The sequence below is a fragment of the Streptomyces sp. NPDC053432 genome (assembly GCF_055585365.1).
In genome coordinates, this window is sequence record NZ_JBVJKF010000028.1 from 23934 (window position 1) to 37037 (window position 13104).

The window sequence follows — 13104 nt, forward strand, 5'->3', positions numbered from 1 at the left end:
GGTGTCCCGGGTTTCGACGGACTGTCAACTCCCGGCGGGGCAGCACCCCTTGGGCGGGCGTCAGTGCTGGACTCCCTCCTGGAGCTCCTGGCCCCTCAGCAGGAACCAGGCGGCGACGGCGGTGGCCAGCAGGACGGCCGCGCCGACGCCCGAGGCGAACCGCAGGCCGTCCACGAAGGCCACCTGGGCGGCCTCGACCATCGGGCCGGCGGTGGCCGGGTCCAGGCTCTTGGCCACCTCGACGGCTCCGCCGAGGGACTCGTGGGCCGCGTCGGCCGCCGGGCCCGCGACGGACTCCGGGGCGGTGAAGCCCTGGTAGACACCGGTGACGATGGAGCCGAGCAGGGCGATACCGAGGGCGGCGCCGAGCTCGTACGCCGTCTCGGAGACGGCGGAGGCGGAACCGGCCTGCTCCTTGGGCACGCTGGAGAGGATCACATCGGCGGTGACGGTGAAGGAGAACCCGGCGCCGAGGCCGACGACGAGCAGGGCCGCGCCGAGCAGCGGGAAGCCGGTCTCCTTGTGGAGCAGGGTCAGCGCGCCCAGGGCCAGGCCGATGGCGGCGAGGCCGCCCGTCACGACGGCGCGGACCGAGTACCTGCGGGCGTAGCGGCCCGCGACGAGGCCCGTGACCACCGCGCCGATGGCGGCCGGCAGTTCGGCGAGGCCGGCTTCGAGCGGGTCGCGGCCCTGGACGAGCTGGAGGAACTGCGAGAGGAAGAAGACGAGCCCGGAGAGGCCGAAGACGGTGAGCAGGTCGGCGAGGACCGCGCCGGAGAAGCCGCGGTGCCGGAAGAGCCGCATGTCGAGCAGCGGGGACGGCAGGGTGAACTGGCGCCGGACGAAGGCGTACAGGGCGGCCGCGCCGAGCACCGCGGTGGCCACGACCTCCCGGGTCAGGCCGTGGGTGGCGGCTTCCTTGACGGCGTAGACGACACCGATGACACCGACCAGGGAGAGGCCGACGCTGACGAGGTCCCAGGGACCGGCGACCGGGTTCCTGGATTCGGGGAGCAGCTTGATCCCGACGACGACCAGGACGATCATCACGGGGAGGTTGATGAGGAAGACCGAGCCCCAGTAGAAGTGCTGGAGCAGGGCTCCGCCCACGACCGGACCGACGGCGGCGCCGGCGGAGGCGGTCGCGCCCCAGATGCCGATGGCGAGGCTGCGCTCCTTGGGGTCGTGGAAGATGTTGCGGATCAGCGCGAGGGTGGAGGGCATCAGGGTCGCGCCGGCCACACCGAGCAGGGCCCGGGTGACGATCATCATCTCGGGGCTGGTGGCGCAGGCGTTGAGGACCGAGAGTGCGCCGAAGGCGGTGGCGCCGGCGAGGAGCAGCTTCTTGCGGCCGATCCGGTCACCGAGGCTGCCCATCGACACCAGGAGTCCGGCGATGACGAAGGAGTAGATGTCGCCGATCCACAGCAGCTGGGTGCCGGACGGCTTGAGGTCCTCGGAGAGCGAGGGGGTGGCGAGGCCGAGCACGGTGGCGTCCACCGCGACCAGCAGCACGGCCAGCACGAGCACCGAGAGCGCCAGCCAGCGCCCCCGGCCCCCGCTGCGCACCCCCGTCTCCTCGATCAGGCTCGACTGCTTGGTGCTGCTCATCACTCCACGCTCCGTTTGACGCCACCGAGCAGCAGCTCGATGATCATGTACTGGAAGTCCTTGGCGGCGACCCGGCCGTCCATGACGGCCCAGGCGCAGGTGCCGATGAGGCCGTAGAGGGCCTCGGTGAGCCAGGCGGGGCTCAGGTCGATGCGGATGTCGCCCTCTTCCTGGCCGCGCCGGAAGAGCGCGCCGACCCGGGCGTCGAGCCGTGCCCAGCCCTCGTTGACCTGGTCGCCCTCGAACAGCTGGTTCTCGGTGACGAGGAAGGCCAGCAGTTCGGCGTTGGGCTCCGATTCGGCGACGAGCCTGCGCAGTGCGTCGATCGCGCTGCCCTCGTCGAGGCGGGCGTTGTCGAACGCCACCTCGAACTCCCGGATGCCGAGCTCTTCGAGGGCCCGTACGAGGGCGTCGCGCCCGGCGAAGTGCCGGTGGAGGGTCGCGCGCCCGATTCCGGCGGCGCGGGCGACCTCGTCCATCGTGGCGGTCGATTTCCGGGAGAGCAGGGCCGCCGCGTCGCGGAGCACCTGGTCACGATCCATGGCCATGAGACAAGCGTACCCCAAATGAGACTCCTACGTCTCATTCCGAAGAAAAATCAGGCTGCCCCAGGGCTGCCGGAGAGGAAGGATGCGCGGATGAGACCCCTGCTGCTGATCGACGTCGACGGGCCGCTGAACCCGTACGCCGCCAGGGCCCAGCGCCGCCCCGAGGGCTACACCACCCACCGGATGCGCCCCACCGGCTGGAGGGAGGCCGAGAGCGCCAAGCCCCTGCGGGTCTGGCTCAACCCCGCCCACGGGGCGGAGCTGCTCGCGCTGGCGGACTTGTACGAGCTCGTGTGGGCCACGACGTGGAAGGACGAGGCGAACGACTGGATCGGGCCGCACCTGGGCCTGCCGAGGCTCCCTTTCATCGACTGGCCGGTGATGCACGGACGGGCGCCGCGCGGCACGTTCTGGAAGACGCAGTACGTCCTGGAGTACGCCGGGAGGCGGCCCTTCGCCTGGATCGACGACGACATCACGGCGATGGACCACGAGTACGTCGACCAGCGCCATCCGGCACGGGCGCTGCTCATGCGGATCGACGAGCGGATCGGTCTGACCCGCCCCGACTTCGACGCGCTGGCGGACTGGGCCGCGTGAACGCCGGAAGGGCGGTCGGAGCGTGTGCTCCGGCCGCCCCCTCGGGGTCGTGCCGCTACTGCTTGTGGGCCGCCCAGGCGTGCTGGATGACCAGGTCCGCCTTCAGCTCGGTGAGCTGGAGGGCGACGGCGGACGGGGCGGTGCCGCCGCGGCCGTTGCGGGAGGCGAGGGCGCCGGGGACGTTGAGGACGGTGCGGACCTCGGGGGTCAGGTGCTCCGAGATCTTGGCGAACTGCTCGTCGGTGAGCTCGTCCAGCTCGATGCCGAGCCCCTCGCACTCCTTGACGCACTCGCCGGCCACCTCGTGCGCGACCCGGAACGGGACGCCCTGCTTGACCAGCCACTCAGCGATGTCGGTGGCCAGCGAGAAGCCCGCCGGAGCCAGCTCCTCCATCCGCTCCCGGTTGACCGTGAGGGTGGCCATCATGCCGGTGAAGGCGGGGAGCAGGACCTCGAGGGTGTCGCAGGAGTCGAAGACCGGCTCCTTGTCCTCCTGGAGGTCGCGGTTGTAGGCCAGGGGCAGCGCCTTGAGGGTCGCGAGGAGACCCGTCAGGTTGCCGATGAGGCGGCCCGACTTGCCGCGCGCCAGCTCGGCGATGTCCGGGTTCTTCTTCTGCGGCATGATCGACGACCCGGTGGAGAAGGCGTCGTGCAGCGTCACGAAGGAGAACTCCTTCGTGTTCCAGATGATGATCTCCTCCGCGATCCTGGAGAGGTTGATCCCGATCATCGCGGTGATGAAGGCGAACTCGGCGACGAAGTCGCGCGAGGCCGTGCCGTCGATGGAGTTGCCGACCGAGCCCCGCTCGAAGCCCAGGTCCGCGGCGACCGCCTCCGGGTCCAGTCCGAGGGAGGAGCCGGCCAGGGCGCCCGAGCCGTAGGGGGAGACCGCGGTCCGGGTGTCCCACTGGCGCAGCCGCTCCGCGTCCCGGGACAGGGACTGCACGTGGGCGAGCACGTGGTGGGCGAAGAGCACGGGCTGGGCGTGCTGGAGGTGGGTGCGGCCCGGCATCGCCACGTCCGCGTGGGTCTCGGCGAGGCCCACCAGCGCGTCCTGGAGGTCGGCGATCAGGCCGCCGATGATCCGGGCGTGGTCGCGCAGGTACATCCGGAAGAGGGTGGCCACCTGGTCGTTGCGGGACCGGCCGGCCCTCAGCTTGCCGCCGAGGTCCGGGCCGAGCCGCTCCAGCAGGCCGCGCTCCAGCGCGGTGTGCACGTCCTCGTCGGCGATGGTGCCGGTGAAGGAGCCGTCGGCCACATCGGCTTCGAGCCGGTCCAGCCCGGCGATCATGCGGTCGAGTTCGTCGGCGGTGAGCAGCCCCGCCTTGTGGAGCACTCGGGCGTGCGCGCGGGATCCGGCGATGTCGTACGGCGCGAGGCGCCAGTCGAAGTGGACCGACGCGGACAGCTTCGCGAGGGCCTCGGCCGGGCCGTCGGCGAACCGGCCGCCCCAGAGCCGGACGTCACCGTTGTTGCTGCTCACAGCTACTGCTCCTCAAGACTGCATGGCTTTGACCACGTGTAAGGCTTCGGACGTGCAACCGCCTCCCCGCCGCGGAGGTAACGGGGAGGCGGTCAGGTACAGCTGGACAAGGCCGGCCGAGGCCGGCACCAGGTTCCGCCTTACAGCGCGTCCTGCAGGCATAACTATGCATTACTCCGTATGTTTCGTCAATCAAGCCCCGCCGTGTGCTCTGACCGCCCCGGATATCGGCGGCAGCGGGTACGGCGGGCCCCCTACGATCAGCGGGCACCGCACATCGGGGGAGGGCACGTGGTGGGCGTACGACAGGACATCGAGGAAGGCCGCTCCGTGGCGGCGGCGCTGCTGACACGGGAGTACCCGCTGCCCGTCGCCGGCCGGTTCGCCTCGAACGGGCCGGCGGCCTGGACGGCCTTCGACGAGGAGGTCAGGCTCCTGCACTCCCGCACGTACGGGCCGCTGCGCCGCGACCGGATCGAGGCCCGGCTGTGCGACCCCGACGGGCGGGTCCGCGCGTCCGCGCTGGCCGCGTGGCGCCACCCGCCCCCGCAGCTCGTGCTGATCCGGTGCGCCGACTGGGCCCAGCCGGTGCGGGAGCGCGCCCGGCGGGTGCTCGGCAGGCTGGTGGCCAAGGACCCCGAACACCTCCTGGCCCAACTCGCACCGCTCGTCCTGCGGCTCGGTGCGCGCGAGCACGGCGCCTGGGCGGTGGAGCAGCTGGAGGCCGCGCTGAGCGGCCGGTACTCCGTTCTCGCCGCGTGGTGGCGCCCCGGGCAGCCCTCGACGACGTGGAGCTGGAACTCCCTGACCACCGAGCAGCGCGACGGGATCCTGGGCCGCCTGCGCGCGAGCTCCGATCTGCCGACCCGGCGCTTCGCCGTGCGCGTGTCGCTGGAGAGCGGCCGTTTCGGCCTGCGGGAGCAGGCCCTGCTCGCGGCCGCCGAGACCGATCCCCTGACGGCCCGCATGTGGGCGGACGCCGTGCTCGCGGCCATGGCAGCCGACGGGGCGGACGACGCGGCGATCGACGCCCTGCTCACCGCCCGCGTCCCGATGGTCCGCTCCGGCGGGGTGACCGCCCTGCGCGGGGCCGGCCGGGCCGCCGAGGCCGGAGCGCACCTCACCGACCGCTCGGAGCTGGTCCGGGCGTGCGCCCGCTGGCTGGTCCGCCAGGCCGGCGGCGACCCGTACGCCCGCTACCGCGAGCTGGTCACGGACCCGGAGCGGGTGACCCCGTACGCGGTGGCCGGTTTCGCCGAGTGCGCGGGCCGCGAGGACGGGCCGCTGGTCCGGGCCCTGCTGCGGCACCCCTCCGGCGCGGTGCGGGCCGCGGCCGTGGCCGGGCTGCGCCGCCTGGACACCACCCACTTCGAGCTCCTGCTGCGGCCGCTGCTCGACGACCCGTGTCCGGGGGTGGCCCGCGAGGTCGCCCGGAGCCTGCTCCCGTACGCCCACCGGCTGCCTCCCGAATGGCTGGCCGAACGCACGGCGCGCGACCTGCCGCCGCACACCCGCCGCGCCGCGTTCCGGCTGCTGCGGGTCCAGGGGGGCCTCCCCGCCCTGCGAGCCGCCGTCGGTCTGCTGGACGTGCGGGACGCCGGCCTGCGCGAGCTCGCCAAGGACACCCTGCGGGGTTGGGACTGGAAGGACACCCTGAAGCCCGGTTAGGGGTGCTGGACCGCCGGCCGCGCCAGCCCGTAACCGATAATCGCGATCATGGGAAAACTCTACGAACGGATAGACGGCAGGCTCCGAAAGTTCATCGAGGAGCAGCCGATCTTCTTCACGGCGACCGCACCGCTCGCCGGTGACGGTCACATCAACCTGTCCCCCAAGGGCCGTGCCGGGACCCTCGTCGTCATCGACGAGCAGACCCTCGCGTACCTCGACTTCGGCGGCAGCGGCGCCGAGACCATCGCCCACCTCCGTGAGAACGGCCGGATCACCCTGATGTGGTGCGCGTTCTCCGGGCCGCCGAACATCGTGCGCATCCACGGCGAGGGCGAGGCCGTCTTCCGCGACGACCCGCGCTGGGAGGAGCTGGTCGCCCTGTTCGGCGACGCCGACGGGCCCGCCGCCCGGGCGGTCGTCCTCGTCCACGCCCGCCGGATAGCCGACGTGTGCGGGTACGCCGTCCCCTTCATGGAGTACCAGGGCGAGCGGACCCTGCACGCGGAGTACTTCGGCCGCAAGACGGACGAGGAGTTCAACGCGTACTGCGAGAAGAAGGAATTCATCGGGACGAGCCTCGACGGCCTGCCTGCGCTCCCCCTGCCGCTTCCGCCCCGTACCGTCTGAGATGTGCTGCGTACCGCTCTCGTCACGGGCTCACTGATCGTCACGGCCCTGCTGCCCCAAGGCCTTCCGGACCGCCCCCCGCTGCCCGCCAGGCTCGCGGGGACCGGCGGCGGCAGCCAGCTGATCACCGCCGTCGCGCCCGCCGCCGGCTCCACCGCCGGGCGGCTCACCTGGTGGGACCGGCGGGCGGGGCGCTGGTACGAGGCCGGGAGCGCGCCCGCCCGCTTCGGGGCGAACGGCCTGGCCGAGGGGGCGACCCGTACGCAGGGCACCAGCACCACGCCGACGGGGCTCTACGCGTTGCCGTACGCCTTCGGGATCCGCCGCGCCCCCGCCGGAACCTCCTACGGTTACCGGCGGGTGACGGACCGTTCGTGGTGGTGCCAGGACAACGCGTCCACCGCCTACAACCGCTGGGTGGAGCCGCTGCCCGCGGACTGCGCTCCCGGCGAGGCCGAGCACCTGGTGACGTACGAGAAGCAGTACGCGCACGCGCTGCTCATCGCCTTCAACTACGACGAGCCGGTGCGCGGCCGGGGCGCGGGGATCTTCCTGCACGTCAACGGCAAGGGCGCGACGGCCGGTTGCGTGTCCGTGCCGGAGCGGGCGATGCGCGAGATCCTGCGCTGGGCGGACCCGCGGCGCCGGCCGCACATCGCGATCGGCACCGCGTCGGGGGCCCTGGCCGTGACCCGGTACTGAGGACCGGGCACGCGGCCGGACGGGCCCCGGGGGTCAGCCCTCCTTCTGCGCCAGGCGCAGGAGGTGGTCGGCGAGCGCCTGGCCGCCCTCCGGGTCGCGGCTGATGAGCATCAGGGTGTCGTCCCCCGCGATCGTGCCGAGGATCGCCCGCAGTTCGGCCTGGTCGATCGCCGAGGCGAGGAACTGGGCCGCGCCCGGCGGGGTGCGCAGGACGACGAGGTTGGCGGAGGCCTCCGCCGAGATCAGCAGTTCCCCGGAGAGGCGCCGCATGCGCTCCTCCTTCGCCGACTCCCCCAGCGGCGCCTGCGGGGTGCGGAAGCCGCCCTCGCTGGGCACCGCGTAGATCAGCTCGCCGCCGGTGTTGCGGATCTTCACCGCGCCCAGCTCGTCGAGGTCGCGGGAGAGCGTCGCCTGGGTGACGCTCAGCCCGTCGTCGGCGAGCAGCTTGGCCAGTTGGCTCTGGGAGCGGACCGGCTGCCGGTTGAGGATGTCCACGATCCGGCGGTGGCGGGCGGTTCGGGTCTGCGGGACGGCCGGGCCTCCCCCGGACTCCGTCTGGGGGGACCCCCGGTGCTCGTTGTCCTGCGGCTGACTCATCGTCGTCTCATTCTCCGGATCCGTCCCCATGGGCTGCGTCGAGGATGCCGGGCAGTGCCCGGAGGAACGCGTCCGCCTCGGCCTCCGTGAGCACGAACGGCGGCATGAGCCGTACGACGTCGGGGGCGGGCGCGTTGACCAGGAAGCCGGCGTCCTGAGCCGCCTGCTGCACCCGGGGTGCGAGCGGCTCGGTCAGCACGATACCCAGCAGGAGCCCGGACCCGCGGACGTGGGAGACGAGCGGGTGGGCGGAGGCCTCGATTCCGGAGCGCAGCCGTTCGCCCCGCTCCTTGACCCGGTCCAGCAGCCCGTCGGCGGCGATGGTGTCGATGACCGCGAGGCCGGCCGCACAGGCGACCGGGTTGCCGCCGAAGGTGGTGCCGTGCTGACCGGGCTGGAGCAGGTCGGCGGCGGCGCCGAAGGCCGCGACCGCGCCGATCGGCAGGCCGCCGCCGAGCCCCTTGGCGAGCGTGACGAGGTCGGGCTCCACGCCCTCGTGGGCCTGGTGCTCGAACCACTGGCCGCAGCGGCCGATGCCGGTCTGCACCTCGTCGAGCACGAGCAGGGTGCCGGTGGCCCGGGTGATCTCCCGGGCGGCCGTCAGGTACCCGGCGGGGGGCACGACGACGCCGTTCTCGCCCTGGATGGGCTCGATGACGACGATCGCGGTCTCCTCGGTGACGGCGGCCCGCAGGGCCTCGACGTCTCCGTACGGGACGTGTGTGACGTCGCCGGGCAGCGGCAGGAAGGGCTCCTGCTTCTTCGGCTGGCCGGTGAGCGCGAGGGCGCCCATGGTCCGGCCGTGGAAGCCGCCGTCGGTGGCGACCATGTGGGTCCGCCCGGTCAGTCGGCCGATCTTGAAGGCCGCTTCCACCGCCTCCGCACCGGAGTTGCAGAAGAACACCTTGCCGGGGCGGCCGAAGAGCTGGAGCAGCCGCTCGCCGAGCGCGATGACCGGCTCGGAGGCGAAGAGGTTGGAGACGTGCCCGAGGCTCTGGATCTGCGCGGTGACGGCCTCGACGACCGCCGGGTGGGCGTGGCCGAGGGCGTTGACCGCGATGCCGCCGACGAAGTCGGTGTACTGCTTGCCGTCCGCGTCCCAGACCTGGGCGCCCTCGCCGCGTACGAGGGCCAGAGCCGGGGTGCCGTAGTTGTTGGTCAGGGCACCCTGCCAGCGGGTGCGGTAGTCCTCGTTGCCGGTCACTGCGCTCCCCCTTGTTTTCCGTCCGGCACGACCATCGTGCCGATTCCCTCGTCCGTGAAGATCTCCAGCAGGATCGAGTGCTGGACCCGCCCGTCGATCACGCGGGCGGTGCCGACGCCGCCGCGCACCGCGTGCAGGCAGCCCTCCATCTTGGGCACCATGCCGCTGGACAGCTCGGGCAGCAGCTTCTCCAGCTCGCTGACGGTGAGCCGGCTGATGACCTCGTCGCTGTTGGGCCAGTCCGCGTAGAGGCCCTCGACGTCGGTGAGGACCATCAGCGTCTCGGCGCCGAGTGCGGCGGCGAGCGCGGCGGCGGCCGTGTCGGCGTTCACGTTGTAGACGTGGTGGTCGTCGGCGCTGCGCGCGATGGAGGAGATGACCGGGATCCGGCCGTCCGCCAGCAGCGCCTCGATCGCGCCCGTGTCTATGGCGGTGATCTCGCCGACCCGCCCGATGTCGACGAGTTCGCCGTCGATCTCGGGGCTGTGCTTGACGGCGGTGATGGTGTGCGCGTCCTCGCCGGTCAGGCCGACGGCGAGCGGTCCGTGCTGGTTGAGCAGCCCGACCAGCTCGCGCTGGACCCGGCCCGCCAGGACCATCCGTACGACGTCCATGGCGTCGGGCGTGGTGACGCGCAGGCCGGCCTTGAACTCGCTGACCAGGCCTTCCTTGTCGAGCTGGGCGTTGATCTGGGGGCCGCCGCCGTGCACCACGACGGGCTTGAGGCCGGCCTGCCGCAGGAAGACCACGTCCTGGGCGAAGGCCGCCTTGAGCTCCTCGTCGATCATGGCGTTGCCGCCGAACTTGATGACGACGATCTTGCCGTTGTGCCGGGTGAGCCACGGGAGGGCCTCGATCAGGATCTCCGCCTTGGGCAGTGCCGTGTGCTTGCGTGCGGTGCTCATGAGGAGTACGCCGAGTTCTCGTGGACGTAGTCGGCGGTCAGGTCGTTGGCCCAGATGACCGCGGACTCGGAGCCGGTGGACAGGTCCGCGGTGATGCGGACCTCGCGGTCCTTCATGCTGACCAGGTCACGGTCCTCGCCGACCGAGCCGTTCTTGCAGACCCAGACGTCGTTGATGGCCACGTTGAGCCGGTCCGGGTCGAACGCGGCCTTGGTGGTGCCGATGGCGGAGAGCACCCGGCCCCAGTTCGGGTCCTCGCCGTGGATGGCGCACTTGAGCAGGTTGTTGCGGGCGATGGAGCGGCCGACCTCGACCGCGTCGTCCTCGGTGGCCGCGCCGATGACCTCGATGCGGATGTCCTTGCTGGCGCCTTCGGCGTCGCCGATGAGCTGGCGGGCCAGGTCGTCGCAGACGGTCCGTACGGCCTCCGCGAACTCCTCGTACGCCGGGACCTGGCCGGACGCGCCGGAGGCGAGCAGCAGCACGGTGTCGTTGGTCGACATGCAGCCGTCGGAGTCGACCCGGTCGAAGGTGGTGCGGGTGGCGGCGCGCAGGGCCCTGTCGAGGGTGGCGCTGTCCAGGTCGGCGTCGGTGGTGAGGACGACGAGCATGGTGGCGAGGCCCGGGGCGAGCATGCCCGCGCCCTTGGCCATGCCGCCGACGGTCCAGCCGTCCCGGGAGACGGTGGCCGTCTTGTGCACGGTGTCGGTGGTCTTGATGGCGATGGCCGCGGCCTCGCCGCCGTCCGCGGTCAGGGCGGCCGCGGCGGTCTCGACGCCGGGCAGCAGCTTGTCCATGGGGAGCAGTACACCGATCAGCCCGGTGGAGGCGACCGCGACCTCGCCCGCGTTGACGTCCGAGCCGAGCCCCGCCTGATTCAGCACGGCGGCGACCTTCTCGGCGGTGGCGTGGGTGTCCTGGAAGCCCTTGGGGCCGGTGCAGGCGTTGGCGCCGCCGGAGTTCAGGACGACCGCGGAGACGGCGCCGCCGCGCAGGACCTGCTCGGACCAGAGCACGGGCGCGGCCTTGACCCGGTTCGAGGTGAAGACGCCCGCGGCGGACAGCCGCGGCCCGTTGTTGACCACGAGGGCCAGGTCGGGATTGCCGTTCGCCTTGATCCCGGCGGCGATGCCCGCCGCCGTGAATCCCTGTGCTGCCGTGACGCTCAAGGTGCCACTCCGATCGTGGAAAGACCCAGGCTCTCGTGGAGGCCGAGGGCGATGTTCATGCTCTGTACCGCGCCGCCGGCGGTCCCCTTGGTCAGGTTGTCGATGGCGCTGATCGCGATGATGCGGCCGGCGGACCCGTCGTACGCGACCTGCACGTGGACGGCGTTCGAACCCTGGACGGACTTGGTGGTGGGCCACCGGCCCTCGGGGAGCAGCTGGACGAAGGGCTCGTCCGCGTAGGCCTTCTCGTAGGCGGCGCGAAGCGATTCCGCGGTGGTGCCGGGGAGGGCCTTGGCGGAGCAGGTCGCGAGGATCCCGCGCGCCATGGGGACGAGGTGGGGCGTGAAGGAGACGGATACCCGCTCCCCGGCGAGCGGGGTCAGGTTCTGCACCATCTCGGGGGTGTGCCGGTGGGCGCCGCCGACTCCGTAGGGGGTGACGGTGCCCATCACCTCGGAGCCGAGGAGGTTGGTCTTGAGGGCCTTGCCCGCGCCGGAGGTGCCGGTGGCGGCGACGATCACGGCCTCGGGCTCGGCCAGCCGCGCCTGGTAGGCGGGGAAGAGCGCGAGGGAGACGGCCGTGGGGAAGCAGCCCGGCACGGCGACGCGCTTGGCGCCGGTGAGGGCGGCGCGGGCACCCGGCAGCTCGGGCAGGCCGTAGGGCCAGGTCCCGGCATGCGTGCCGCCGTAGAACGCGTCCCAGTCGGCGGAGTCCCGGAGCCGGTGGTCGGCGCCCATGTCGATGACGAGTACGTCCTCGCCGAGCTGGGCGGCGACGGCGGCGGACTGTCCGTGCGGGAGCGCCAGGAACACGACGTCGTGGCCGGCGAGCACCTCGGGGGTGGTCGCCTCCAGGGTCCGGCCGGCGAGCGGGCCGAGGTGCGGCTGCAGGTTGCCGAAGAGCTCACCCGCGTTGGAGTGGCCGGTCAGGGCGCCGATCTCGACCTCGGGGTGCGCGAGGAGCAGGCGCAGGACCTCACCGCCCGCGTATCCACTCGCTCCGGCCACCGCTACACGTACCACCATCGGACCCTCCTCATCGATGGCATGACTATACGTATCGCCGCACGTTTATGCAAAGATCTTCCGGGCTCGTGCGATCCTGAGGAACGTGACATCCCTGGAGGACCTCGTACGGCTGCGCCGCGCGCGCGACATGATGGACCGGGACTACGCGCAGCCGCTGGACGTCCCGGCCCTGGCCGGGGTCGCCCTGATGTCGGCCGGGCACTTCTCCCGCAGCTTCCGCGCCGCCTACGGCGAGACGCCTTACAGCTACCTTATGACCCGCCGCATCGAGCGGGCCAAGGCTCTGCTGCGCCGGGGCGACCTGAGCGTGACGGAGGTCTGCTTCGCGGTCGGGTGCACGTCGCTGGGGTCGTTCAGCTCGCGCTTCACCGAGCTGGTCGGCGAGAGCCCGAGCGCGTACCGGGCGCGTGAGCACGGGGCGGGCGCGGCCATTCCCGCGTGCGTGGCCAAGGTCCGTACGCGCCCGGTGCGGGCGCCCGGCGGGACGGCCGTCGGGACAGCGGGAGCGGAATCCGGCGCCGTCTCGTAGGTTCGGAGCCATGAACAGCATCAAGCTCTCGCAGTGCTTCATCGCCGTCGACGACCACGACAAGGCGCTCGCCTTCTACCGCGACGTGCTCGGCATGGAGGTCCGCAACGACGTCGGCTTCGAGGGGATGCGCTGGGTGACCGTCGGGTCGCCCGAGCAGCCGGACGTGGAGATCGTCCTCGAACCGCCGCTCGCGGACCCCAACGCCTCGCCCGCGGACCGGCAGGCGATGGCGGAGCTGCTGGCCAAGGGGCTGCTGCGCGGAGTGATCTTCCAGACGGACGACGTGGACGCCACCTTCGAGAAGATCCGCGCCGCGGGCGGCGAGGTCCTCCAGGAACCGGCCGACCAGCCCTACGGGGTGCGCGACTGCGCCTTCCGCGACCCGTCGGGCAACATGCTCCGCTTCAACCAGCCGCGCACCCGCTAG

General features: G+C 72.2%; 14 protein-coding genes. 6 read left to right on the top strand and 8 right to left on the bottom strand.

Translation table 11 applies throughout. From position 1 onward, the window contains the following. Positions 1-60: 60 nt before the first annotated feature. Both ACZ6Y1_RS32980 and ACZ6Y1_RS32985 read right to left on the bottom strand, forming a co-directional pair. Positions 61-1611 (bottom strand): MFS transporter, encoded by a 1551-nt coding sequence (locus ACZ6Y1_RS32980; RefSeq protein ID WP_469638566.1) that lies wholly within the window; start codon positions 1609-1611, stop codon positions 61-63. Continuing rightward, positions 1611-2159, bottom strand: coding sequence for a TetR/AcrR family transcriptional regulator (locus ACZ6Y1_RS32985; protein WP_469638569.1), 549 nt, complete (start codon positions 2157-2159; stop codon positions 1611-1613). Before ACZ6Y1_RS32985 ends, ACZ6Y1_RS32980 begins: the two co-directional genes overlap by 1 nt. A 90-nt stretch (positions 2160-2249) precedes the next feature. Between ACZ6Y1_RS32985 and ACZ6Y1_RS32990 the strand changes: the two genes are divergently transcribed. Beyond that, positions 2250-2759 carry an HAD domain-containing protein gene (locus ACZ6Y1_RS32990; RefSeq protein WP_469638572.1) on the top strand — a complete coding sequence of 170 codons (510 nt, stop codon included), beginning with the start codon at positions 2250-2252 and terminating at the stop codon, positions 2757-2759. Positions 2760-2814: 55 nt separating this feature from the next. On the opposite strand, the gene argH is transcribed toward ACZ6Y1_RS32990, so the two are convergent. Beyond that, positions 2815-4242: an argininosuccinate lyase gene (argH, locus tag ACZ6Y1_RS32995; RefSeq protein WP_469638575.1), complete on the bottom strand. Its 1428-nt coding sequence runs from the start codon at positions 4240-4242 to the stop codon at positions 2815-2817. Positions 4243-4533: 291 nt separating this feature from the next. Between argH and ACZ6Y1_RS33000 the strand changes: the two genes are divergently transcribed. The 3 genes from ACZ6Y1_RS33000 to ACZ6Y1_RS33010 are packed head-to-tail and all read left to right on the top strand — an operon-like array spanning position 4534 to position 7242. Next, positions 4534-5910, top strand: coding sequence for a hypothetical protein (locus ACZ6Y1_RS33000; protein WP_469638577.1), 1377 nt, complete (start codon positions 4534-4536; stop codon positions 5908-5910). 48 nt (positions 5911-5958) lie between these two features. Then, positions 5959-6540: a pyridoxamine 5'-phosphate oxidase family protein gene (locus ACZ6Y1_RS33005; protein ID WP_469638580.1), complete on the top strand. Its 582-nt coding sequence runs from the start codon at positions 5959-5961 to the stop codon at positions 6538-6540. Positions 6541-6546: 6 nt separating this feature from the next. Beyond that, positions 6547-7242, top strand: coding sequence for a L,D-transpeptidase family protein (locus ACZ6Y1_RS33010; RefSeq protein ID WP_469638779.1), 696 nt, complete (start codon positions 6547-6549; stop codon positions 7240-7242). Positions 7243-7275: 33 nt separating this feature from the next. On the opposite strand, the gene ACZ6Y1_RS33015 is transcribed toward ACZ6Y1_RS33010, so the two are convergent. From ACZ6Y1_RS33015 to argC, 5 genes are read right to left on the bottom strand one after another with little or no spacing between them, the layout of a single operon-like run. Continuing rightward, complete coding sequence (locus ACZ6Y1_RS33015; protein ID WP_469638583.1) at positions 7276-7839, bottom strand: arginine repressor; 564 nt, start codon at positions 7837-7839, stop codon at positions 7276-7278. 7 nt (positions 7840-7846) lie between these two features. Beyond that, positions 7847-9043: an acetylornithine transaminase gene (locus ACZ6Y1_RS33020; protein ID WP_469638586.1), complete on the bottom strand. Its 1197-nt coding sequence runs from the start codon at positions 9041-9043 to the stop codon at positions 7847-7849. Beyond that, the gene (gene argB / locus ACZ6Y1_RS33025) at positions 9040-9948 is read right to left on the bottom strand and encodes an acetylglutamate kinase (RefSeq protein WP_469638589.1); all 909 of its coding nucleotides are present in this window, start codon (positions 9946-9948) and stop codon (positions 9040-9042) included. The genes ACZ6Y1_RS33020 and argB overlap by 4 nt, the downstream gene beginning before the upstream one ends. After that, complete coding sequence (argJ, locus tag ACZ6Y1_RS33030) at positions 9945-11117, bottom strand: bifunctional glutamate N-acetyltransferase/amino-acid acetyltransferase ArgJ (RefSeq protein ID WP_469638593.1); 1173 nt, start codon at positions 11115-11117, stop codon at positions 9945-9947. Before argJ ends, argB begins: the two co-directional genes overlap by 4 nt. Beyond that, positions 11114-12142, bottom strand: coding sequence for an N-acetyl-gamma-glutamyl-phosphate reductase (gene argC / locus ACZ6Y1_RS33035; protein ID WP_469638596.1), 1029 nt, complete (start codon positions 12140-12142; stop codon positions 11114-11116). Before argC ends, argJ begins: the two co-directional genes overlap by 4 nt. 85 nt (positions 12143-12227) lie before the next feature. Here argC and ACZ6Y1_RS33040 point away from each other — a divergent pair, with 85 nt between their 5' ends. Continuing rightward, entirely contained in the window at positions 12228-12674 is a 447-nt protein-coding gene (locus ACZ6Y1_RS33040; protein WP_469638599.1) for a helix-turn-helix transcriptional regulator, read from the top strand. Between the two features lie 10 nt (positions 12675-12684). Continuing rightward, positions 12685-13104, top strand: coding sequence for a VOC family protein (locus ACZ6Y1_RS33045; protein ID WP_469638602.1), 420 nt, complete (start codon positions 12685-12687; stop codon positions 13102-13104).

Bases quoted from the DNA above. Each gene is read 5' to 3' on its own strand.
- ACZ6Y1_RS32980 (WP_469638566.1), bottom strand. From the start codon at position 1,611: ATGAGCAGCACCAAGCAGTCGAGCCTGATCGAGGAGACGGGGGTGCGC.
- ACZ6Y1_RS32985 (WP_469638569.1), bottom strand. From the start codon at position 2,159: ATGGCCATGGATCGTGACCAGGTGCTCCGCGACGCGGCGGCCCTGCTC.
- ACZ6Y1_RS32990 (WP_469638572.1), top strand. From the start codon at position 2,250: ATGAGACCCCTGCTGCTGATCGACGTCGACGGGCCGCTGAACCCGTAC.
- ACZ6Y1_RS33005 (WP_469638580.1), top strand. From the start codon at position 5,959: ATGGGAAAACTCTACGAACGGATAGACGGCAGGCTCCGAAAGTTCATC.
- ACZ6Y1_RS33015 (WP_469638583.1), bottom strand. From the start codon at position 7,839: ATGAGTCAGCCGCAGGACAACGAGCACCGGGGGTCCCCCCAGACGGAG.
- argB (WP_469638589.1), bottom strand. From the start codon at position 9,948: ATGAGCACCGCACGCAAGCACACGGCACTGCCCAAGGCGGAGATCCTG.
- argC (WP_469638596.1), bottom strand. From the start codon at position 12,142: ATGGTGGTACGTGTAGCGGTGGCCGGAGCGAGTGGATACGCGGGCGGT.
- ACZ6Y1_RS33045 (WP_469638602.1), top strand. From the start codon at position 12,685: ATGAACAGCATCAAGCTCTCGCAGTGCTTCATCGCCGTCGACGACCAC.